The organism is Streptomyces sirii (assembly GCF_045690365.1).
GTDB classification, from domain to species: Bacteria; Actinomycetota; Actinomycetes; order Streptomycetales; family Streptomycetaceae; genus Streptomyces; species Streptomyces sirii.
Genome location: NZ_CP147982.1, coordinates 502,511 through 523,702, shown reverse-complemented (window position 1 = coordinate 523,702; position 21,192 = coordinate 502,511). Strand labels below are relative to the sequence as shown.

Below are 21,192 nucleotides of genomic sequence, written 5' to 3'. Positions count from 1 at the left end.
CCTCAGCCCTCGCCCTTGGCGGGGTCCTTGAGGCCGACCGAGGCGTAGTCGAGCTGGCCGCCGAAGGAGGTCTGCCCGTACGCGCCCGCGATGTTGGTCCCCACCACCAGTGGCCAGCGGCGCACCAGGACCGGTACCGACGGGGCCTGGGCGAGGATCTCGCCGTCCAGCTCCCGCCAGGCCGCGTTCGCCTTCTCGGCGTCGGTCATCGTGGCGATCTCGTCCATCCGCTTCATGGTCGGCCGGTCGCGGAAGAGGGAGTGGTTGCCCGTGTTGCCCTTCTCCTTGATGTAGCGGCCGTCGAAGACGAAGGGAAGGAAGGTGGAGCCGGACGGGTAGTCCGGGCACCAGCCGGTGTAGACCATGTCGGTGCGGCTGGTGGTGTCGCCGATGCTGGCGTAGAAGGCGGACGGGTCGACCGTCTCGATGGTGACCTCGATGCCGGCCTTGGCGAGCGACTGCTGGATCGCCTCGGCCCGCCCCTTGTCGCCGTTGGAGACCGTCATCTTGGTGGTGAAGCCGTTCGGCTTGCCGGCCTCCTTGAGCAACTGCTTGGCCCGGTCCGTATCGCCGGTGGCGGGGATCTTCAGCGTGTCGGGCTGCTTGCCGCCGAAGAGGGTCGCGGGCATGTACGCCGTGGACGCGTCATTGAAGGCGGGACCGCCGGAGGAGGTGATCACGGCCTCCTTGTCGAGGGCGTACTCCACGGCCTGACGGACTTTCACGTTGTCGAAGGGGGCCCGCCCGGTGTGCATCTGCACCATGTCGGTGCAGTTGGTCGACTCGGCGAGCAGTCGCTTGCGCACGTCGGCGTTGGGCAGCACCTTCGGCGCGCTCTCCGGCCGCAGCGCGTACCACGGGACGGCGGAGGCGTCCGCGCCCTGGCCGGCGATCATCCGGTCGTCGATCTGGTTGGGCTTGAGCCCCATCACCATGACGAGCTTGTCCGGGTACGCCTTGCGTATCTCGTCGGTCCTGGGGTCCCAGTGGGGGTTGCGGACCAGGATGAGCTTCTTGTTGCGCTGGTAAATCTGGATCTTGTAGGGGCCCGAGGAGAACGGCCGGCTGTCGTAGCGGGGCCCGGTGTCCTTCGCCTTCGGTACCGGGGCGAAGGTGGGCATCACCGTCGCGTTGGGGAACTCGGCGAAGGGCTTGCGCAGTTCGAAGACGATTGTCCGCTCGTCCGGCGTCCTGACGGAATCCAGATGCTCGCCCTTGGCCGGGCCCTGGTAGCCCTTGGCGTCCTTGAGGTAGCGGGCCGCGTAGTCGGCGCCGCCGGGCAGGTCCGGGGAGAAGGACCGTTCCACGTTGTACCTGATGTCCTGGGCGGTGACCGGCGTCCCGTCCTCGTACTTGATCCCCGGCTTGAGGTGGAAGGTCCAGGTCTTGGCGCCGTTCGAGGGTGTGCCGAGGTCGGTGGCGAGGTCGGGTACCAGCTTGCCGCCGGCGGTTCCGGGAGCCGCCTTGTACGACACCAGGGTGCGGTAGAGCAGCCGGGTCCCGAAGTCCATGTCGCTCATGGTCCAGTTGCGGGCCGGGTCGAGGTGGGAGAAGTCCTGATGGGACAGCACGGTGAGGGTGCCGCCCTTCTGCGGCGTCCCGCCAACCGCCCGGCCGCTGTTGGCCGTTGCCGGGTTCTTGCGGCCGCGGCTGCCGTCGGTCGACTGCCTGCCGGAGCAGCCGGCTGTGCCGAAGGTGAGGGCCGCCACCAGCGTGGCGGCCAGGCTGGTGCAGGTGCGCTTGTCCATGAGTGGTTACTCCGGAAGCAGTTGGACAGCCAGAGCTGGCTGGAATGTGACCGGTAACATAGTAATGTGAAATTGCACTGACAAGGTGTCGGTCGCTTCGTTACCCACCCGTGCCCGAGGGGTCGTCGTCAACGGCGCCCGCCGTCGAGCCAGGTCCTTGTCTTCGGCCGCACGGCCGATGTCCGCGTACGCCCGGCGTGATCGGGGGGTGGAGGGGAGGGGCGTTGGCGGGCGAGGGAGATCGACCGGACGCAATTGATCGCCGACCCTTGGCACGGCGAGTGCAATGTGAAATATTACTGACGTGCTCACAGGGAACTCCGCGGACGTCATCGTTGTCGGGGCCGGCGTGATCGGTGCGGCCTGCGCCTACTACGCCGCCCGGTCCGGCCTCCGCGTCACCGTGATCGACCGCGGCTCCGTGGCCGGCGGTACGACCGGAGCCGGCGAGGGCAACCTCCTGGTCTCCGACAAGGGGCCGGGACCCGAACTCGAACTGGCCCTGCTGTCCACGAAGTTGTGGCGGGAGCTGGTCGAAGAACTCCCGCCGGACATCGAGTACGAGCCCAAAGGCGGGCTGGTCGTCGCTGCCGGCGAGGCCGCAATGGCCGCGCTGCGGGACTTCGCGGACGGGCAGCGCACGGCAGGCGTCACGGCGGACGAGGTCCCGCCCGACCGCCTGCACGACCTGGAGCCCCATCTCGCCGCCGGCCTGGCGGGTGGTGTCCACTATCCCCAGGACGCGCAGGTGATGCCGGCGCTCGCCGCCGCGCATCTGCTGCGCGCGGGCGGCGACCGTGTCCGGCTGCGGCTCGGCGAGGAGGTCACCGGCCTGCTCACCGGGGCGAGCGGCGAGATCCGGGGAGTGCGGACGACGGCCGGGGAGCGCCACGCCCCGTACGTGGTGAACGCCGCCGGGTCCTGGAGCGGTGAGCTCGCCCGCCTTGCGGGTGTCGCGCTTCCGGTACGACCCCGCCGGGGCTTCGTCCTGGTCACCGAGCCGCTGCCGCGGGTGGTGCGCCGCAAGGTGTACGCGGCCGACTATGTCGCCGATGTGGCCAGCGGCTCCGCCACGCTGCAGAGTTCGGCGGTGGTGGAGGGCACCCCGGCGGGGCCGGTCCTGATCGGCGCCAGCCGGGAACGGGTCGGCTTCGACCGCACGCTGTCGGTGGAGGTGTTGCGGCGGCTGGCGTCCCAGGCCACCGCGCTCTTCCCGGTCCTTGCCGGGGTCCGGGCGATGCGCACGTACGTCGGTTTCCGCCCGTATCTGCCGGACCATTTGCCCGCCGTCGGCCCCGACCCGAGGGTCCCCGGTCTGCTGCACGCCTGCGGCCACGAGGGTGCGGGGATCGGGCTCGCCCCCGCCACCGGGTTGGCCGTCGCGCGGTCGCTGACCGGCGGTGAACCACCGCTCGACCTCACCCCGTTCAGACCGGAACGCTTCGCTCCGGCCATCTGAGACCGCCCGCGATGCCCGTCACCGCCGGAACGACCACCGCCATGACCGCCATGAGAGGAGTACCCGTGGTCCGTACCCCCGCCGACCTGGTCGGCGCCGAGCCCGGTCGACCCTTCCCGATCACCTTCGACGGCCGCCCGGTGACCGCGCTGCCCGGCCAGTCCGTCGCCGCCGCACTGTGGGGCGCCGGCATCCTGTCCTGGCGCACCACGCGCAACGGCGGGCGCCCACGGGGTGCGTTCTGCGGTATCGGACAGTGCTACGACTGCCTCGCCACCATCAACGGCGAGCCCAACCGGCGGGCCTGCCTGATTCCGGCCGCACCGGGGGACGCCATCACCACTCAGGAGGGACACGGCCGTGCCGCTCTCGGTGTCTGAACCGTACGACCTCGCGGTGATCGGGGCGGGCTCCGCCGGCCTCGCCGGCGCCGTCACGGCCGGTGAGCTCGGCCTGTCCGTCGTCCTGCTGGACACCTCCACCGACACGGGCGGGCAGTTCTACCGCACCCCGGCGCCCGCCCTGGGAGCCGTCCGACCCGAAGCCCTGCACCATGACTGGTCCGCCTACGCCGACCTGCGCCGACGCCTTGCGCGGAGCGAGGTCCGCCACCTCGCCGGGCATCACGTGTGGAGCGTGACCAAGGACGAAGAGGCTGCCGATGTGTGGTCCGTGCACGCCGTCACCGGGGCCGACGGCGGCGGCGAGCGCCCCGTGCGCGTACGGGCCCGCGCGATCCTCCTGGCGACCGGCGCGTACGAACGGCAGCTCCCCTTCCCCGGCTGGACGTTGCCCGGAGTCGTGGGTGCCGGGGGAGCACAGGCCATGCTGAAGTCCGGGCTGGTGCTCCCCGGCCGGCGGGTGGTGGTGGCGGGCAGCGGTCCGCTGCTGCTCGCGGTCGCCTCCTCGCTGGCGGCCGCCGGCGCGCGAGTGCCGGCCGTCGTCGAGGCGTCCGGCTATCTGCACTACGCCCGGCACCCCCGCGCGCTCGTCGCCAATCCGCACAAGGCGGCCGAGGCGCTGATCCACGGCGCGGCGCTGCTGTGGCACCGGGTACGGGTGCGGCAGCGCAGCGCGGTCACCGAGGTGCACGGCACCGACCGGGTGGAAGCCGTGACCGTCAGCCGCCTCGATCGCGACTGGCGCCCCGTACGGGGGACGGGGCGGCGGATCGAATGCGACGCGTTGGCGGTCGGGCACGGCCTGGTCCCGCAGATCGAGTTGGCCACGGCACTTGGTTGCGCCACCCGCCCGCTGTCCGACGGCACCAGGGCCCTGGCCCTGGACAGCCTCCAGGAGACCTCGGTACGCGATCTCTGGGCGGCGGGTGAGACCGGGGGAGTGGGGGGCGCCCAACTGGCCCGTATGGAAGGCGAGCTGGCGGCAGTCGCCGCGGCCGCCCGGCTCCTTGGCCGCCCCGCCCACGGTGGCAGGGTCCGGGAGCTGCAGCGGCGCAGGGACCGGATGCGCGCCTTCGCCGAGGCGATGACCGCCGCCCACGCGCCGGGCCCGGGGTGGGCGCGCTGGCTCGCGGACGACACCGAGGTGTGCCGCTGCGAGGAGGTCTCCGTCGGACGGATCCGCGAGGCGGTCGATGATCTCGGAGCCCGTGACGCCCGTACGGTCAAGCTGCTGACCCGGGCCGGTATGGGCTGGTGCCAGGGCCGGATGTGCGGTCCGGCGGTGGCCTGCCTCGCGGCCCGCGACCAACCCACCGAACCTCCGGCGGAGCGCCGCCCGTTCGCCGTACCCGTCCCGCTCTCGGCGCTCGCCGCGCTCGACGACCCTGTCGTACCCGTCGTCGACGAGCCCGGGGACCGGTCCGAGACCACATCCGAGCCCGGCGCCGCTCCCGGCGCCGACGGCTGATCCCGGTGACGGCCGGCCCGGAGCCGAAGGGCTTCGGGGCGCCGCACCGTACTAGTGAAATGTCACATTACGTAGAGAGGTTCTGTCGGCATGACCGCCACCACTTGGAACAACGCCCGCCCCTGGCGCGGCGTCATGGTCGCCACCACCCTGCCCCTGCGCGACGATCTCTCCGTCGACCACGACGCCTACGCCGATCATGTCCGCTGGCTGCTTGACAACGGCTGCGACGGCGTGGTGCCGAACGGCTCGCTCGGCGAGTACCAGACCCTCACCGACGAGGAGCGTGCCCGTGTGGTGCGGACCGCCGTCGAGGCCGCGGGCGACGGGGCGCGCGTCATGCCCGGCGTCTCCGCCTACGGCAGCGCCGAGGCCCGTCGCTGGGCGGAGCAGGCGGCGGAGGCGGGCTGCGGCTCGGTGCTGCTGCTGCCCCCGAACGCCTACCGGGCCGACGAGCCGGGTGTGCGCGCACACTACGCCGAGGTCGCCCGGGTCGGGGTGCCCGTCGTCGCGTACAACAACCCCATCGACACCAAGGTCGACCTCACCCCCGGCACACTGGCCCGGCTGCACCAGGACGGCAGCGTCGTGGCCGTCAAGGAGTTCACCGGCGATGTCCGCAGGGCGTACGAACTCGCCGAACTCGCCCCGGAACTCGATCTGCTGATCGGCGCCGACGATGTGCTGCTGGAGCTCGCCGTCGCCGGCGCCGTCGGCTGGATCGCCGGATACCCCAATGCCTTCCCCGCCACCTGCGCCGCCTTGTACCGCGCTGCCGTCGCCGGCGACCTGGCCACCGCCGTCCCGCTCTACAGGTCCCTGCACTCCCTGCTGCGCTGGGACTCCAAGACGGAGTTCGTCCAGTCCATCAAGCTGTCCATGGACATCGTCGGCCGGCGCGGCGGCCCCACCCGCCCGCCGCGCTTCCCGCTCGACGGGGAGACCGAGTCGGCGGTGCGAGCCGCCACCGAGAAGGCCGTCGCCGACGGCCACCGCTGACCCAAGGGAGGCACCCATGCGCACGCGTCACGTCTTCCACGCCGTCGACTCGCACACCGAGGGCATGCCCACGCGCGTGATCACCGGTGGTGTCGGGGTCATCCCCGGCGCCACCATGGCCGAGCGGCGGACGTACTTCATGGAGCACATGGACCACCTCCGGACGCTCCTGATGTACGAGCCGCGCGGCCATGCCGCCATGAGCGGCGCCATCCTCCAGCCGCCGACCCGCCCCGACGCCGACCACGGAGTCCTCTACATCGAGGTCTCCGGACTGCTCCCGATGTGCGGGCACGGCACGATCGGGGTCGCCACCGTCCTGGTCGAGACGGGCATGGTGCCGGTGACCGAACCGGTCACCACCGTCCGGCTCGACACTCCGGCGGGGCTCGTCACCGTCGACGTACAGGTGGCGGACGGCGCGGCCGAGTCGGTCACCCTCACCAACGTGCCGGCCTTCTGCGCCGCGCTGGACAGCAAGGTGACCGTGCCCGGATACGGCACGGTCACCTACGACCTCGCGTTCGGCGGCAACTTCTACGCCATCGTCGAACTCGACGCGCTGGGGCTGCCGTTCGACCGCGGCCGCAAGGACGACCTGCTGGCCGCCGGGCTCGCCATCATGGATGCGATCAACGCCTCGCCCCAGCGGCCCGTGCACCCCGAGCAGCCGGAGATCGCCGGAGTCAAACACGTCTACCTCGCCGCTCCCGGCTCCGGCGCCCGCCACTCACGGCACGCGATGGCCGTCCACCCCGGCTGGTTCGACCGCTCCCCGTGCGGCACGGGCACCTCGGCCCGGATGGCCCAGCTGTACGCACGCGGCCGGCTTCCCCTCGGCCGCGACTTCGTCAACGAGTCCTTCATCGGCACCCGCTTCACCGGCCGCCTGATCGAGAAGACCACCGTCGGCCCGTTTCCCGCCGTGGTGCCGACCGTCACCGGACGGGCCTGGATCACCGGCACCGCCCAGTACTTCCTCGACCCGACCGACCCCTTCCCCGGAGGTTTCCTCCTGTGACCGACCCGGTATCCCTCATCACCTCACGCAATCCCACCGACCCCTCCGACGTCGTGCTGCGGACCCCGGCGCCCGGTGCCTTCGCGGTCGCCGACGCCGTGGAGCGGGCCCGCGCCGCGCAGTCCGACTGGCTGCACGACGGCGCGGCCGCCCGCTCAGCCGCCCTCGGCGCGGTCGCCACGGCCATCGAGGCCGCCGGGGCCGAACTGGCCGCGCTCGCCGTACGCGAAGTGGGCAAACCCCTCACCGAAGCCCGCGCCGAAGTCGCGCGCACCGTCGCGATCTGGCGCTACTACGCCCAGGCGCCGTACGAACCGGCCGGTGCCGTCCACGAGCCCGCCGCGGGCCCCGGCCTGTTGCTCACCCGCCGGCGCCCGTACGGCGTGGCCGGGCTGATCACGCCCTGGAACTTCCCCTTCGCCATTCCGAGCTGGAAGGCCGCCCCGGCACTCGCGGCCGGCAACGCGGTCGTCCTCAAGCCCGCCCCCGAGGCCACCGCCTGCGCCGTCCGCCTGGCCGAGATCGTCCAGCAGGCCCTGCCGGCCGGGGTGTTCACCGTCCTGCCCGGAGCGGCGACGGAGGGCAACGCCCTCGTGTCCGCCGCCGATGTGGTCTCCTTCACCGGCTCGACCACCGTGGGCCGGACCGTCGCCCGCGCCGCCACGGCCCGGGGCGTTCCGGTCCAGGCCGAGATGGGCGGCCTGAACGCGGCCCTGGTCCTCCCGGACGCGGACATCGCGCAGGCCGCGGCCCACATCGCCGCTTCCATCGCCGGGTACGCGGGCCAGAAGTGCACCGCCACCAGCCGTGTCATCGCGGTCGGCGCGGCCCTCGACCCGCTGCGCGAGGCGCTGTGCGAAGCGCTGCGGGCGGTACCGGTCGGCGACCCGGCCGACCCGGCGACCGTGGCCGGGCCGCTGATCGACCAGCGCGCGCGTGACCAGGTCACCGACGCCTGGCACGGCCTGGACGCGCCGGCCGGCGCCACCGTGCCCGACGGACCCGGCTGGTACGCGCCCCCGACGCTGGTGGAGAAGGTCCCGGCGGGCCACCGCCTGCTGAACGCGGAGGTCTTCGGGCCGATCGCGGCACTGCTGCCCGCCGACGACCTCGCGCACGCCGTGCGGATCACCAACTCCGTGCCGTACGGACTGGTCACCTCGGTGCACACGACCGATCTGAACGCGGCGCTGGGCGGCCTCGACGGGCTCGACACCGGAATGATCCGGATCAACGCCCCGTCCACCGGCGTCGACTTCCACCTGCCGTTCGGCGGCAACAAGGCATCCAGCCACGGGCCACGCGAACAGGGCAGGGCGGCGCTGGAGTTCTACACCTCCAGCCGGACGATCACCCTCTCACCCGTTGGAACAACGTGACATTGTACGGTGGTGGTCCGCAGCAGACCGAAGGGACCACCACAGCCATGGGGCACCTCAAGCACCGCGACCTCAACGCCGGCCGGGAACGGCTGCGCGACCAGGTGAGCAACGCCCTGCGGGCCGCTCTGATCTCCGGTGAGCTGCGTCCCGGTGTGGTCTACTCGGCGCCCACGCTGGCCGAGGACTTCGGTATCTCCGCCACCCCCGTGCGTGAGGCGATGCTCGACCTGGCCCGCGAGGGCCTGGTCGAGCCGGTACGCAACAAGGGTTTCCGGATCACCGAGGTCAGCGAGCGCGATCTCGATCAGTACACCGAGATCCGCGCGCTGATCGAGATCCCCATGATCGGCCGGATCACCCGCAGCGCCACGCGAGAGCAGCTGGAGGCGCTGCGCCCGGTCGCCGAGGAGATCGTCCGGGCCGCCCGTGACCACGACCTCATCGGCTACCTGGAGGCCGACCGGCAGTTCCATCTCTCCCTGCTCGCGCTCTGTGGCAACGACCGTCTCGTCGAGACCATCGGCGACCTGCGCAAGCGCTCCCGCCTGTACGGGCTCACCGCTCTGGACGAGCGCGGTGAGCTGATCCCCTCGGCCGAGGAGCACCTGGAACTCCTCGACCTGATGCTCGCGGGCGACGCGAAGGGGGCGGAGCGGTGCATGGCCGAGCATCTGGGTCACGTCCGCTCCCTGTGGGCCGGCGGCAGCTCTTCCTCTGCCGACACCAAGGGAGCGGCGCGGCGTCCCGGGAAGCGGACCGCCTGAGGTTCTGCGGCCCTGGCGCGTGGCGGGCTCCATAACGCCGCGCCATGCCCGAGTACGAAACTCCTCGGAAGCGGACGGCTGAGGCACGCCGACGTCTGCACCCAAGTGCAATGTCACATCCCATACGGCCTCGTCTGCGCCTCCTCGACCGAAACCCTCGCTCGCCGTGCCTCGCTGTGAAAGGGCCCCATGAACCCCGCATACGCCACCACGGATCACTCCTTCACCGTCCCGCTGGACCACTCCCGTAGGGACGGGCCGACCATCGAGGTGTTCGCCCGCGAGGTCGTCGACCCGGGCCGCGTGGCCGACCGACTGCCCTGGCTGCTCTATCTGCAGGGCGGTCCCGGCGGCAAGGCGCCCCGCCCTTCGGCGGGTTCGCCGGGATGGCTGCCGCACGCGCTGAAGACCCACCGTGTACTGCTCCTCGACCAGCGCGGCACCGGCCGCTCCACTCCGGTCACCGCGCGCACCGCTTCCCGCTTCGCCTCCGCGTCCCAACTGGCCGCGCATCTCGCGCACTTCCGTGCCGACTCGATCGTCGCCGACGCGGAGCTGATACGCCGTCAACTATGTGACGGGGAACCCTGGGAGACGCTCGGCCAGAGCTACGGCGGCTTCCTCACCCTCACCTATCTCTCGCAGGCCCCCGACGGCCTGCGGGCCTGCTACGTCACCGGCGGCCTGCCCGGCCTCACCGCGACCGCCGACGACGTGTACGCCCGCACCTACCCCCGCGTACGGGACCGGGTCCTCGACTTCTACGCCCGCTACCCCGACGACGCCGCTCGCCTCCGCAAGATCGCCGACCTCCTCGCATCCGGTGACGTCCGCCTGCCGGGCGGCGACCGCCTCACCACCCGCCGTCTGCGCACCCTCGGACTCGCCCTCGGCATGGGCGACGGATTCGAGCGCATCCATTGGCTGCTCGACGAATCCCTGGACGCGGACGGCGAGTTGACCGACACCTTCCTGCGCCAGGTCGAGTCCCTGACCGGCTTCACCGACAACCCGCTGTTCGCCGTCATGCAGGAGACGCTGTACGGACAGGGGGCCGGTGCGACCGGCTGGGCGGCCTCCCGGGCCCTGGCCGACTTTCCCGAGTTCGCCGAGCAGGCGGACCCGCTCCTGCTCACCGGGGAAATGATCTATCCCTGGATGTTCCGGGAGATCGCGGGCCTGCGTCCCTTCGCGGACGCCGCGCGCCTCCTGGCCCAGCGGACCGACTGGCCCCCGCTCTACGACCGCCAACGCCTCGCCGCCAACGAGATCCCCCTCGCCGCGGCCGTCTACCACGACGACATGTACGTCGACGCGGACCTCTCCCTGCGCACCGCGCGCCACGTCGGCGCCACCCGCGTCTGGGTCACCAACGAATGGGAGCACGACGGCATCGCCGCCTCGAACGGCCGGGTCCTCGCCCGACTGATGGACCTGGCCGCGGGCCGCGCGTAACCCGATCGCTTTCCTTTCCGCCCCAAGCCCTCCCCTCCCCAAGCCATCCCTCCGACGGGAGTGACATGTCCGCCCGGAACATCTCGCCCAGCCGCCTACGCCGTGGTGCCGCGACCCTCACCCTCGCCGCATTCCTGGCCGCCCCCACGACGGTGCACGCGGCCCCCTCGCCCTCGGCCCACCGGCCTTCGACTCCCGCCGCCGCTTGCGCGCTGCCCGGGAAGACGGGCTGGACCGACGAAGGCCACGACACCGACCGCGTCCAGTTCCAGCCCACCACCGGAACCCGGCGCGTCCTGACGCTGTTCGTGGACTTCCCCGACGCCCGTGCCACCGGTTCCACGGAGGAGTACGCGGCTCAACTCGCCCCGGCCGCCGACTGGATGCGCACCGCCAGCCATGGCCGCACCCGCCTCGCCCTCACCTCCCTGCACCGCTGGGTCCGCATGCCGGCGGCTTCGGACACGTACGGCTTCGAGCGCGGCCTGACGTTCGAGGCCCACGAGAAGTACGTACGCGACGCGATCACCGCCGCCGACCCCTACACGGACTTCTCCCGCTACGACATGGTCTATGTCGTCCCCACCAAGGCGGCCTCCGCGATCTCCTTCTCCCCGACCTACCTCTACGACCCCACCACGTCCGGGGTGACCGCCGACGGCGCCCGCCTCAAGTGGGCCGTGACCTTCGGTCAGGACATGTGGCGCTGGGGCCCCAAGGTCGCCGCCCACGAAACCGGCCACACCTTCGGACTGCCCGACCTGTACTCCTTCACCGGCGACACCCACCAGTACGTCGGCGGTTGGGACGTCATGGGCAACATCGCCGGCCCCGCACCCCAGTACCTGGGCTGGCACTCCTGGAAGCTCGGCTGGACCCGCGATACCCAAGTCGCCTGCCTGGCCGCCCCCGGTCGGCGCACCGTGCGCCTGACCCCGGTGGAACGGCGCGGCGGCACCAAGATCGCCGTACTGCGCACCGGCGAGACGACGGCGTACGTCGCGGAGTCCCGCCGGGCCGAAGGCAACGACGGGCATGCGTGCTCCACCGGAATTCTCCTCTACAAGGTCGACTCCGCTTCCCCGACCGGCGAGGGACCGGTCCGGGTCATGAACGGCAACCCGACCGCCCGCCCGTCGCCCGACCTCCACCCCCAGAAGACGGCGCTACGCGCCGACCGCTCGCATGCCACCGGCTGCACCCCGCTCGACCTGGCGGCGTACACACCAGGCCAGACCTTCACGGACCCGGACAGCGGCGTGCGCATCGATGTCCTCGCGGGCGGCAGGAGGGGAGACGTGGTGCGACTCACCATGTCCTGACGCGGGCGCGGACAGGGAAGTACGTCCTGAGCCGCATGGCGCTCGGACCGCGGAGAAGGAGCCTGGCCGGGGGCTGCTCCGTGCCGGAGCGCCAACGGTTCGATCGCGCCCCCGAGCCGGGGAGACGAGCCGTCAGGGCGGGTTCGGCGGCACGATCCAGCCGAGCGAGCGCTCGACCGCCCGCTGCCAGTTCTCGTACTCCGACTGCCGCCGCTGGGGGTCCATGTCCGGCAGCCACTGGGCGGCCCGGTGCCAGTTGCGGCGCAGGACCTCCAGGTCGGGCCAGTAACCGGCGGCGAGCCCGGCGGCGTAGGCGGCGCCCAAGGAGACCGTCTCGACGGCCATGGGGCGCACCACGGGCACGTCGAGCACATCGGCCAGGAACTGCATGAGCAGGTTGTCGGACGTCATGCCGCCGTCCACCTTGAGCACCTTGAGGGCGAGCGAGGAGTCGGCGTTCATGGCGTCGACCACCTCCCGGGTCTGCCAGCCGGTGGCCTCCAGCACGGCTCGGGCCAGATGCTCCTTGGTGATGTACGAGGTGAGGCCGACGATGACACCGCGGGCGTCGCTGCGCCAGTGCGGCGCGTACAGGCCGGAGAACGCCGGGACGATGTAGCAGCCGCCGTTGTCCTCGACGGCGCGTGCGAGGGTCTCGATCTCGGGGGCGGTGCTGATCAGCCCCAGCCGGTCGCGGAACCACTGGACCAGCGCGCCGGTGACGGCGATCGGGCCTTCGAGCGCGTAGACCGCGGGCTGGTCCTCGATCTTGTAGGCGACGGTGGTGAGCAGCCCGTGCCGGGACCGTACGAGGTCGGTGCCGGTGTTGAGCAGTAGGAAGCTGCCGGTTCCGTAGGTGCACTTCGCCTCGCCCGGGGCGAAGCAGGTCTGGCCGAACAGCGCCGCCTGCTGGTCACCGAGTGCCGCGGTGATACGGACGCCCGGGAGGACGGAACGGGCGGCGCCGTAGGTCTCGGCCGAGGAGCGGATCTCCGGGAGCATCGGGCGGGGGACCCCGAAGAACTCCAGCAGCTCCTCGTCCCAGTCGAGGGTGCTGATGTTCATGAGCATGGTGCGGCTGGCGTTGGTGACGTCGGTGAGGTGCACACCGCCGGCCGGCCCGCCGGTGAGGTTCCAGATCAGCCAGCTCTCCATCGTGCCGAACAGCACCTCGCCGTCCTCGGCGCGCCGCCGCAGCCCCTCGACGTGGTCGAACAGCCAGCGGATCCGGGGGGCGGAGAAGTACGTGGAAGGGGGCAGGCAACAGCGCCGGAGGAAGAACTCGTCCCCGGGCCGGCTTCTGAGCTCCTCGACCAGCGGGGCCGTGCGGGTGTCCTGCCAGACGATCGCCCTGCCCAGCGGGGTGCCCGTACGCCGGTCCCACAGCACGGTCGTCTCACGCTGGTTGGCGATCCCGATGGCGGCGACCTCGCCGGGACTGACCTCGGCGTCGGAGAGCGCCTGCGGCACCACGCGCTGGAGGGTGTGCCAGATCTCGACGGCATCGTGCTCGACCCACCCCGGCTGGGGGAAGTGCTGCTGGTGTTCCCGCTGGGCGACCGACACCAGCCGCCCCTGGTGGTCGAACAGGATGCATCGGGTGGAGGTGGTGCCCTGGTCGATGGACATCACATACCGCTCAACCATGATCAGCCTTCCGTTGCGGTGCACAAGGGCGGTGGGGCTCACCAGCGGGCGGCCCCCAGATCTCTGGAGATCGCCCGGGCCGCGTGGCGGACCTGGGTCACCAGGGCCGGCTGTGGAACCCCTTTGGCGTCGCAGATCCGCTCGACCGTGCCGGAGATGCCGATGGCGCCCACCACGAGGCCACCGTGGCCCCGTATCGGCGCGGCGATGCCGGCCTCGTCCGTGATCATCTCTTGTACTTCGGCAGCCCACCCCAGCTCCCGGACCTCGGTGAGCGCCTGGGTGAGGCGCTCCGGGGCGACCAGGGTGTGCCGGGTGTACGCCTCCAGCCCGGCCTCCACGGCCGGCTCCAGGGGCACACTGCCGAAGGCCAGCAGCACCTTGCCGAGCGAGGAGGCGTGCAGGGGCAGCAGCGCGCCCACGTCCAGGGTCTGGAGGGTGTCGTCGGGGCGGAAGACGTGGTGGACGATGAGCACCTGGCCCTCCAGGGGCGCGCCCAGGCGGACCGCTTCCCCGCTGCGGGCGGCCAGGGCGTCGGCCCAGTTGATGGAGCGGGACCGCAGCTCGTTCACGTCGAGGTAGCTGGTGCCCAAGTGCAGCAGCGCGGCCCCGAGCTGGTACTTTCCGGTCGCCGGGTCCTGCTCGACGAAGTCGAGGTTCTGCAGGGTGCGCAGAATGCCGTGGGTGGTGCCCTTCGCCAGTCCGAGCGACGCGGCCACCTCACCCAGCCCGAGCCGACGGGGCCCGCTGGCGAGCAGACGCAGGATCGCCGCCGCCCGTTCGATCGACTGGACCGGGCCGGCCATGAGGCAATCGTAGTCCCGCGGTCGGCATCTGCTGGTACGGACGGCTTCTCCGTAGGCCAGCGTTCGGTAATGCCGACCACCGTTCATTGACCGCCTCCATCGGCCCCCATAGCGTCTCTCTCAAGCCCGGCGTCCAGCCGGTAGGGGCCTCGGAGGAGGCAGCATGACGGCACAGCTTGATGCGGTGGTTCGCGAGGCGGTCGAGTATGTCTTTCCGCTGCCGCACATCCCCGAGGCTGTCTCGGTCGTACGCCGACGGGCGCGTACGGTCCTGGCGGACTGGAACCTGGCCCCGGACCTCGCCGAGGACGCGCTCCTGGTGATCTCGGAGCTGATCACCAACGCGGTCGTCCACGCCCTGCCACCGGCGGTGCTGCGGCTGTCACTGGCCGTCGACGGGTGCAACGCGCTGCGGGTCGAGGTCACCGACGCGGGGCCTGCCGCGCCGGGCTGCCGGCCGGTGGTCGAGCCCTGCGCGGGTGAGCGCGGCCGCGGGCTAGGCATCGTCACCGCCCTGTCGGCGGGGTGCGGCACACGGGTCCATACGGGCGGTATCACACGGTGGGCGGAGCTCCCCGCAGCGTGAGCCGGTAGGCGCCGGCCGGTCCGGGGCAATGCGCGCCCCACGAGGCGCTTGCGGGCGGCGTCCCTCGTCCGTGGCGGGCGGTGCCAGGAGGCAAGCAGTCCGATGGCTCAGATCCGCAACATGCTGCGCGCACCGCTCTATGACCAGCGCACTCCGCCCGGCGCCGCCCTCGCCCACCTCGACCGAACGCTCCAAACGGAGGCACCGGAGCCGGTCAGAACCCAGCTGTCCACACGGATGTGATCAGCGCCGTCGTCCGTGTGGCGGCTGCGTGAACGCAGTGGCTGCTGCCGGGTGGGGGGCTGCCGACGCGGGGCGGGGCCTCGGCGTAACGACGGCGTCGCACCAGGCCGTTGTACTCCAGCCGCCGCAGCGCTTCGTTGAGCACCTTGGGGCTGACCCCGCCGATCCGGGCATGGTGGGGGGCCGCAACGCCGCTTCCGCCGCCGCCACGCCTTCCCCGCCCCGGCCCTGGCCCCCGGCGCCGTCGACGACCAGTGACCTTGCCGACCGGATGAAGACGGCTGCGAGGTGGAAGCCGGCGAGGTGGCCGGCGGCGGTCTTGTCGGAGCGGGTGGTCTGATCCCGGTCGGGCTTTCTAGCGCGACACGAGGAAGTGGACCTCGCGGGGCCTGACCTCCAGTTCGCTCAGGCCGTCGGGTGTCGCGCCCATCTCGCGACCGACTTCGGCCGCCGCCAAGAATGCCTCCTTGGACTCGTACGCGCCGGTGGTGACGACGGCGCTGCCGTCCGGGGTGACCCAGACCCCGACGGACAGGAAGCCAGGTTGGCGCCGCGCCGCCTCGGCGACCTGGTGGCAGTCGCGAACGAACTCCTCGAGGTGCTCGGGGGCGGGGTAGTGGAAGGCAACGAAACCGAATGACATGAGGGGTCCTCTCCCTGGTTATACGATGCCGTACAACGCGAACCTAGGCTGCTATACGGCTCCGTACAACAGGTCGGACAGGGTGAGGTGGGTCACGGATGGGTGCATTGCGTACACCGCGTGAGAAGTGGGTCGAGGCGGGGCTGCAGGCGCTGGCCGCAGGCGGGGTGGACACGGTGCGGGTCGAGGCGCTCGCCAAGGCGCTGGGCGTGACCAAGGGCGGCTTCTACGGGTACTTCGCCGACCGCGACGCGCTGCTGGCCGAGATGCTGGACACCTGGGAGCGCGAGAGCGTGGACGACGTCATCGACCGGGTCGAGCGGGAGGGCGGCGACGCGCGCGACAAGGTTCGCTTGGCCGGGCAGCTCACCTTCTCCAGCGACCGCCTGCTCCCCATCGACCTGGCCATCCGCGAATGGGCCCGCCGCGACCACGCCGTCGCCGACCGCCTGCGCCGCGTGGACAACAAGCGCATTCAGTTGGCGCGAGACGCGATCGCCACCTTCTGCGCCGACCCCGAAGAAGTCGAGGCCCGTGCCCTGCTCGCCTTCTGCACGGCCATCGGCAGCCACTTCCTCGCCGCCGACCACCCTGGCCGCACCCGCGCCCCGGTCCTCGCCCGCGCCGCCGACATCGTCCTCGACGTCCCGCGTGGCAAGCCCGTTGGATGACATCCCCAAGCCTCTAGGCGTGTTGTCCCGGCACCACGACACGGTTTAGCCGCCGGCCGCCGGCCCCGGTGGGCCGGCAGGTAGGCGTGGTCTCCTGAACGGCCCGGCCGGTGACGCCGGATAGGGTCGGGGCGTGGACCGCAGCAGCAGACAGCCCGACGACGCGTTCGCCGGGGAAGCGCGGGGCGAGCTGTCGCCCCGGGCGGTTCAGGCGCTGTGGCGGGGGTCCGCCGGTCTGGTGCTCGCCGTCCTCGGCACCTCCGTGCTCGTCGCCGGTGCGGAGCACGGTGGGCGACTGCCCGTGGCCGTGGTCCTGGTCCTCGTGCAGGTCTGCGCCCTGAGGTGGCAGGTGCGCGCCCCGGTCGCCGTACTGGCCGCGAACGCGGCGACGGGGCTCACGGTGTGGGCGCTGCTGCCCGCGGTGACCTTGACGGGTGCACTGCTCGCGGCGCAGGTCGTGTTGTGCGTGCTGTCGGCCACCAGGCCGCGGCGGGTGTCGGTGCGGGCGCTGGCGGCGATGTGCCTGCCGGCGCCGCTGGCGTTCGGGGCGGGCGGCCCCGCGGGACTGACGGTCTATCTGCTGACGGTGGTCCTGGCGTGGACCGCGGGGCAGTGGCGCAGGGCGCAGCAGGCGCGGATGAGGGCGGAGGCGCGCCGGGCTGTGGTGGAGGAGCGCGCGCGGATCGCGCGCGAGGTGCACGACGTCGTGGCGCACACCCTCTCGGTGATGGTCATTCAGGCGGGCGCGGCCGACGACGTGTTCACCGAGCGGCCGGATCAGGCCCGTCAGGCGCTGCGAGCCATCGAGACGGGCGCCCGCTCGGCGCTCGGCGAACTGCGCCTGCTGCTACGTGCGTTCCGGCCCGATGGGCAGGAGGACGGGGCTGGGGAGGAGCGGGAACCGGGGCCCTCGCTCGCGCGGCTGGACGAGCTGGCCGACGCCGTGCGTGCGACCGGGATGACCGTGCACGTGCACCGCGAGGGCGCCACCGACGGGCTGCCGGCCGCGGTGGACCTGGCCGCGTACCGGATCGTCCAGGAGGCCCTCACCAACGCGTTGCGCCACGCGACCGGCGCCGACGAGGTGAGCGTGCGCGTGACGGCCGAAGAGGGGTGCGTGAGGGTCACGGTGGTCGACAACGGGCTTACGGGGCGGGGCAGTTCGGCCGCGGCGCGAGCGGGGCGCGGTCTTGTCGGGATGAAGGAGCGCGCACGGCTGTTGGGCGGCAGCCTGCGCGCCGGTCCGCTGCCCGGAGGCGGGTTCGAGGTGGCGGCGCAGCTGCCGGTGGAGGGCGCGTCATGACGCTGCGCGTGGTGGTGGCCGACGACCAGGTCCTGGTCCGTACCGGATTCCGCATGATCATCGACGCCCGGGACGACCTGGAGGTGGTCGGTGAGGCGTCCGACGGCCGGGAGGCGGTGCGGCTGACACGGGAACTGTCGCCCGACGTGGTGCTGATGGACGTACGCATGCCCGTCGTGGACGGCATCGAGGCGACCCGGCAGATCGCGGAGTGCGGCAGTCCGGCCCGGGTGCTCGTGCTGACCACCTGGGACGTGGACGCGCACGTCGTCGCCGCCCTGCGGGCCGGGGCGAGCGGCTTTCTGCTGAAGGACATCCGCCCCTCCGAACTCGTCGACGCGATCCGCCTCACCGCCCGCGGCGACGCGCTGCTCGCGCCGACCGTGCTGAGCCGCGTCCTCGACCGGTTCCTGCGCACCACGCCCGACCCGGCGCCGCCGCCCTCGCTACAGGACCTCTCCGGCCGCGAGCGGGAGGTGCTCACCCTGATCGGGCAGGCGCTGTCGAACGCGGAGATCGCCGAGCGGCTGCGCCTTTCGGAGGCCACCGTCAAGAACCATGTCACGGCGGTGCTGCGCAAACTGGGCCTGCGCCACCGCGTCCAGGCCGTCGTCGCCGCCTACGACCACGGCCTCGTGCGGCCGCGCCGCCCCTGACGGCCCCGTCTCCTCCTTGAGGAGGAGATGCGGAGACGGTCCTCCTGTGTTCCCAGTCCCGGTCCGTTCCCGTGGCCGATCCGTGGCCGGGGTGCCCGGCCATAGCGTCGAGGTGTGATCGACGACCTGACCTGCCTCATGTATCTGCTCGCCCACGACGATGCGGCCGAAGGCCCTTACGACCGTTCCCGGACGGAGCTGCTGGTCCGTGCCGCCGCCCTGATCGACCTCGCGTCGCGCGGTTCGCTGGGGGAGGACGGCGGCACGGTCACCGTCTCCGGCACGGAACCGACCGGCGACCCCGTCCTGGACGGCGTGCTGCGCGACGCCGCCGCCGGGCACGGCTGGCAGCACCTCGTGCGCCGCCACCGCAAGCGGACCCTGACGGAGGTGGAGGACCGGCTCGCCGAGGCGGGACTCCTCACCGTGAAGCCGCCCCGCACCCGCTTCGGCACACGGCGGCTGACCGTGACCGACCGCGCCGTGTCCGCCGCACTCCGCGCCCGCGTGTCCGCGGCGCTGCACGGGGACGGCCCCGTGCGGGAGATCCCCGCCGCCGACGCCGCGCTGCTGGCGCTGGCCGCGGCGGGCGGCGTCCGCTTGGCCGTGTCACGGCAGGACCACAAGACCTTCCGGGCCCGTATCGACGCCTGCACGGCATCTCTCGCCGTCCTCGCGCCCGGCCTGGAGAAGGCCGTACGCACCCTGCCGATGACCATGATCGCCGCACAGGGCGGTATGGGCGGCAGCTGATCGGGTGAGGAGATCCGGATGAGGAGACAGAGGAGACAGGGGGAGACGATGAGCATGCACCGCGTCCTGACCACCCTGGGCTGCGCCCTGACCGCCGTGCTCGCCACGGCCTGTTCCGCAGGCCCACCGACAGAGCCCGCCCGGCCGGCCACCGCCACGACCGTACGCACCCACGACGGCCCCGTGCGGGGCGCCGCCCACGACGGCTACCGCACCTTCGAGGGCATCCCCTACGCGGCGCCTCCGGTCGGCCGGCTGCGTTGGGCGCCGCCCCGCCGTGCGGCCCCCTGGTCCGGGGCTCGGGACGCGACCAGGCCCGCGAGCGCCTGCCCGCAGCCGGCCGGCGAGGTGCCCGGCGGCAGCACCGACGAGGACTGTCTCCACCTGAACGTCACCACGCCCGAGGGCGCAGGACCGGCACGCCCCCGGCCGGTGATCGTGTGGCTGCACGGCGGCGGTTTCACCACCGGAGCGGGCAGCTCGTACGACACCCACCGCATGGCCACCCGCGGCGACGTCGTGGTAGTCACCGTCAACTACCGCCTCGGGGCCCTCGGTTTCCTCGCGCACGGCGGGCTGCCCGGTTCCGGCACCTTCGGCCTGGCCGACCAGCAGGCGGCGCTGCGCTGGGTCCGCGCCGAGATCGGCGCCTTCGGCGGCGACGCGCACAACGTGACGCTGGCCGGCGAGTCGGCGGGCGGCTACAGCGTCTGCGCCCAGCTCGCCTCACCCGCCGCCGCGGGGCTCTTCGACCGGGCGATCATCGAGAGCGGCCCGTGCACAGGCCGCCCCGACCGGCCGTTCGCCCCGTCCTCCGTCCCCCTGTCCACGGCGCGTGCCGCGGGTGCGGACCTCGCGGGAAAAGCCGGCTGCGGCTCCGCCCGCGACGTCCTGGCGTGCCTGCGACGCATGGACGTCTCCCGTCTGCTCGCGGCCCAGGGCACCGATCAACAGCCCGCTCACACCACCCCGTTGCTGCCGGGCGACCCGGCAGCAACGATCGCCGCCGGCCGCTTCCACCGCGTCCCCGTACTCCTCGGCAACAACCACGACGAGGGCAACGGCTGGGCCGCGGGGATCGTCCAGGCCGGCCACCCCGTCACTCCCGGCACCTGGCCCGACGTCGTGGCTTCCTTCTTCCCCGCCCCGGGGCAGGCGAAGGAGATCGTCCGCGAGTACCCGGTGCACCGCACCGACGGCGGCCCGGTGTTCGGCGCGGTCATCGGCGACGCGGACTTCGCCTGTCCGACGGCGCGCACCGACGGCCTGCTCGCCACCCATGTGCCCGTCTGGCGCTACGAGTTCGCCGACGAGCACGCCCCGCTGCTCGGCTCGGGCACACCGCCGTTCCCGCTCGGCGCACCGCACGCGAGCGAACTGCCCTACCTGTTCGACCTGGGCGGCCGCCCCCGCGACCTGACCACGGCACAGCACCGGCTGGCCAACACCATGATCGACTACTGGACCCGCTTCGCCCGCACCAGCGACCCCAACGGCCCGTCGTCGCCACACTGGTCCCGGCAGACGGTGCTGTCCCTGGCGCCGGACCACATCGTCCCCACCCGCACGGCGCAGCCCCGCCACCACTGCGCGTTCTGGAACGCCCTCGGGTGACGACGTTTTGGGCCAGGTCGAGGTCCGCGATTCCCGCTGAACCAGGGAGCCGTACCCGAAGACATGGTGCCGCCCCGTGGATTCCGACTTTTTCGCCGGTTTCGGCTTGGGAGGTACGGCATCACTGCAGCCGCCTGTGAGTGCGCCCCCTGCCCCGAGTGCAGCCACCCCTCCCAGCCGAATGGCTTCGCGTCGCCCGATGCAACGCTCGACATTCATGGGGACTCCCGGGGGAGTCGGAAGCTACGGAC

20 protein-coding genes and 1 pseudogene are annotated in these 21,192 nt (G+C 72.3%); 16 read left to right on the top strand and 5 right to left on the bottom strand.

Annotated features, from left to right (window positions below; genetic code table 11):
- Positions 1–2: 2 nt before the first annotated feature.
- Positions 3–1,748, bottom strand: coding sequence for an ABC transporter substrate-binding protein (locus tag WAB15_RS02435; protein ID WP_407285120.1), 1,746 nt, complete (start codon positions 1,746–1,748; stop codon positions 3–5).
- A 304-nt stretch (positions 1,749–2,052) separates the two neighbouring features.
- Between WAB15_RS02435 and WAB15_RS02430 the strand changes: the two genes are divergently transcribed.
- From WAB15_RS02430 to WAB15_RS02390, 9 genes are all read left to right on the top strand, one after another.
- The gene (locus WAB15_RS02430; RefSeq protein ID WP_407285119.1) at positions 2,053–3,207 is read left to right on the top strand and encodes an NAD(P)/FAD-dependent oxidoreductase; all 1,155 of its coding nucleotides are present in this window, start codon (positions 2,053–2,055) and stop codon (positions 3,205–3,207) included.
- Positions 3,208–3,272: 65 nt separating this feature from the next.
- A complete protein-coding gene (locus WAB15_RS02425; RefSeq protein ID WP_407285118.1) occupies positions 3,273–3,587 on the top strand; it encodes a (2Fe-2S)-binding protein in 315 nt (104 codons plus the stop codon).
- Positions 3,568–5,076 (top strand): FAD-dependent oxidoreductase, encoded by a 1,509-nt coding sequence (locus WAB15_RS02420; protein WP_407285117.1) that lies wholly within the window; start codon positions 3,568–3,570, stop codon positions 5,074–5,076. The genes WAB15_RS02425 and WAB15_RS02420 overlap by 20 nt, the downstream gene beginning before the upstream one ends.
- Before the next feature lie 90 nt (positions 5,077–5,166).
- Positions 5,167–6,075 carry a dihydrodipicolinate synthase family protein gene (locus WAB15_RS02415; RefSeq protein ID WP_399148036.1) on the top strand — a complete coding sequence of 303 codons (909 nt, stop codon included), beginning with the start codon at positions 5,167–5,169 and terminating at the stop codon, positions 6,073–6,075.
- A gap of 16 nt (positions 6,076–6,091) precedes the next feature.
- Complete coding sequence (locus WAB15_RS02410) at positions 6,092–7,096, top strand: proline racemase family protein (protein ID WP_407285116.1); 1,005 nt, start codon at positions 6,092–6,094, stop codon at positions 7,094–7,096.
- Positions 7,093–8,475 (top strand): aldehyde dehydrogenase family protein, encoded by a 1,383-nt coding sequence (locus tag WAB15_RS02405; RefSeq protein ID WP_407285115.1) that lies wholly within the window; start codon positions 7,093–7,095, stop codon positions 8,473–8,475. Before WAB15_RS02410 ends, WAB15_RS02405 begins: the two co-directional genes overlap by 4 nt.
- 47 nt (positions 8,476–8,522) lie before the next feature.
- Positions 8,523–9,242, top strand: a complete 720-nt coding sequence (locus tag WAB15_RS02400) for a GntR family transcriptional regulator (protein ID WP_407285114.1) — start codon at positions 8,523–8,525, stop codon at positions 9,240–9,242.
- Positions 9,243–9,431: 189 nt separating this feature from the next.
- On the top strand, positions 9,432–10,697 hold the full coding sequence (locus WAB15_RS02395; RefSeq protein ID WP_407285113.1) for an alpha/beta fold hydrolase: 1,266 nt from the start codon (positions 9,432–9,434) through the stop codon (positions 10,695–10,697).
- A gap of 65 nt (positions 10,698–10,762) precedes the next feature.
- Positions 10,763–12,019 (top strand): M6 family metalloprotease domain-containing protein, encoded by a 1,257-nt coding sequence (locus tag WAB15_RS02390; protein ID WP_407285112.1) that lies wholly within the window; start codon positions 10,763–10,765, stop codon positions 12,017–12,019.
- A 132-nt stretch (positions 12,020–12,151) separates the two neighbouring features.
- Here WAB15_RS02390 and glpK read toward each other — a convergent pair whose 3' ends face one another.
- The gene (glpK, locus tag WAB15_RS02385; protein ID WP_399148030.1) at positions 12,152–13,666 is read right to left on the bottom strand and encodes a glycerol kinase GlpK; all 1,515 of its coding nucleotides are present in this window, start codon (positions 13,664–13,666) and stop codon (positions 12,152–12,154) included.
- A gap of 38 nt (positions 13,667–13,704) precedes the next feature.
- The gene (locus WAB15_RS02380; protein ID WP_399148029.1) at positions 13,705–14,472 is read right to left on the bottom strand and encodes an IclR family transcriptional regulator; all 768 of its coding nucleotides are present in this window, start codon (positions 14,470–14,472) and stop codon (positions 13,705–13,707) included.
- Between the two features lie 163 nt (positions 14,473–14,635).
- On the opposite strand from WAB15_RS02380, the gene WAB15_RS02375 reads away from it, so the two are divergent.
- Positions 14,636–15,058: an ATP-binding protein gene (locus WAB15_RS02375; protein ID WP_407285111.1), complete on the top strand. Its 423-nt coding sequence runs from the start codon at positions 14,636–14,638 to the stop codon at positions 15,056–15,058.
- 102 nt (positions 15,059–15,160) lie between these two features.
- Positions 15,161–15,301, top strand: a complete 141-nt coding sequence (locus WAB15_RS02370) for a hypothetical protein (protein WP_407285110.1) — start codon at positions 15,161–15,163, stop codon at positions 15,299–15,301.
- A 64-nt stretch (positions 15,302–15,365) separates the two neighbouring features.
- On the opposite strand, the pseudogene WAB15_RS02365 reads toward WAB15_RS02370, so the two are convergent.
- A pseudogene (locus WAB15_RS02365) lies at positions 15,366–15,470 on the bottom strand (winged helix-turn-helix transcriptional regulator); the annotation flags it as partial.
- Between the two features lie 186 nt (positions 15,471–15,656).
- Complete coding sequence (locus WAB15_RS02360) at positions 15,657–15,944, bottom strand: antibiotic biosynthesis monooxygenase (protein WP_399148027.1); 288 nt, start codon at positions 15,942–15,944, stop codon at positions 15,657–15,659.
- A 98-nt stretch (positions 15,945–16,042) separates the two neighbouring features.
- On the opposite strand from WAB15_RS02360, the gene WAB15_RS02355 reads away from it, so the two are divergent.
- The 5 genes from WAB15_RS02355 (at position 16,043) to WAB15_RS02335 (ending at position 20,941) form a co-directional block, all read left to right on the top strand.
- Complete coding sequence (locus WAB15_RS02355) at positions 16,043–16,615, top strand: TetR/AcrR family transcriptional regulator (protein ID WP_399148026.1); 573 nt, start codon at positions 16,043–16,045, stop codon at positions 16,613–16,615.
- 133 nt (positions 16,616–16,748) lie between these two features.
- Complete coding sequence (locus WAB15_RS02350; protein WP_407285109.1) at positions 16,749–17,918, top strand: sensor histidine kinase; 1,170 nt, start codon at positions 16,749–16,751, stop codon at positions 17,916–17,918.
- Positions 17,915–18,574 carry a response regulator gene (locus WAB15_RS02345; protein WP_407285108.1) on the top strand — a complete coding sequence of 220 codons (660 nt, stop codon included), beginning with the start codon at positions 17,915–17,917 and terminating at the stop codon, positions 18,572–18,574. The genes WAB15_RS02350 and WAB15_RS02345 overlap by 4 nt, the downstream gene beginning before the upstream one ends.
- Before the next feature lie 114 nt (positions 18,575–18,688).
- Positions 18,689–19,327 (top strand): GPP34 family phosphoprotein, encoded by a 639-nt coding sequence (locus WAB15_RS02340; protein ID WP_407285107.1) that lies wholly within the window; start codon positions 18,689–18,691, stop codon positions 19,325–19,327.
- Positions 19,328–19,375: 48 nt separating this feature from the next.
- The gene (locus tag WAB15_RS02335) at positions 19,376–20,941 is read left to right on the top strand and encodes a carboxylesterase/lipase family protein (RefSeq protein ID WP_407285106.1); all 1,566 of its coding nucleotides are present in this window, start codon (positions 19,376–19,378) and stop codon (positions 20,939–20,941) included.
- Positions 20,942–21,192 lie beyond the last annotated feature (251 nt).

Excerpts from the sequence above, each read along its gene's own strand:
- WAB15_RS02335 (WP_407285106.1), top strand. The coding sequence starts at position 19,376 with ATGAGCATGCACCGCGTCCTGACCACCCTGGGCTGCGCCCTGACCGCC.
- WAB15_RS02435 (WP_407285120.1), bottom strand. The coding sequence starts at position 1,748 with ATGGACAAGCGCACCTGCACCAGCCTGGCCGCCACGCTGGTGGCGGCC.
- WAB15_RS02410 (WP_407285116.1), top strand. The coding sequence starts at position 6,092 with ATGCGCACGCGTCACGTCTTCCACGCCGTCGACTCGCACACCGAGGGC.
- WAB15_RS02390 (WP_407285112.1), top strand. The coding sequence starts at position 10,763 with ATGTCCGCCCGGAACATCTCGCCCAGCCGCCTACGCCGTGGTGCCGCG.
- WAB15_RS02380 (WP_399148029.1), bottom strand. The coding sequence starts at position 14,472 with ATGGCCGGCCCGGTCCAGTCGATCGAACGGGCGGCGGCGATCCTGCGT.
- WAB15_RS02345 (WP_407285108.1), top strand. The coding sequence starts at position 17,915 with ATGACGCTGCGCGTGGTGGTGGCCGACGACCAGGTCCTGGTCCGTACC.
- WAB15_RS02415 (WP_399148036.1), top strand. The coding sequence starts at position 5,167 with ATGACCGCCACCACTTGGAACAACGCCCGCCCCTGGCGCGGCGTCATG.
- WAB15_RS02360 (WP_399148027.1), bottom strand. The coding sequence starts at position 15,944 with ATGTCATTCGGTTTCGTTGCCTTCCACTACCCCGCCCCCGAGCACCTC.
- WAB15_RS02375 (WP_407285111.1), top strand. The coding sequence starts at position 14,636 with ATGACGGCACAGCTTGATGCGGTGGTTCGCGAGGCGGTCGAGTATGTC.
- WAB15_RS02395 (WP_407285113.1), top strand. The coding sequence starts at position 9,432 with ATGAACCCCGCATACGCCACCACGGATCACTCCTTCACCGTCCCGCTG.
- WAB15_RS02355 (WP_399148026.1), top strand. The coding sequence starts at position 16,043 with ATGGGTGCATTGCGTACACCGCGTGAGAAGTGGGTCGAGGCGGGGCTG.
- WAB15_RS02400 (WP_407285114.1), top strand. The coding sequence starts at position 8,523 with ATGGGGCACCTCAAGCACCGCGACCTCAACGCCGGCCGGGAACGGCTG.
- glpK (WP_399148030.1), bottom strand. The coding sequence starts at position 13,666 with ATGGTTGAGCGGTATGTGATGTCCATCGACCAGGGCACCACCTCCACC.
- WAB15_RS02370 (WP_407285110.1), top strand. The coding sequence starts at position 15,161 with ATGGCTCAGATCCGCAACATGCTGCGCGCACCGCTCTATGACCAGCGC.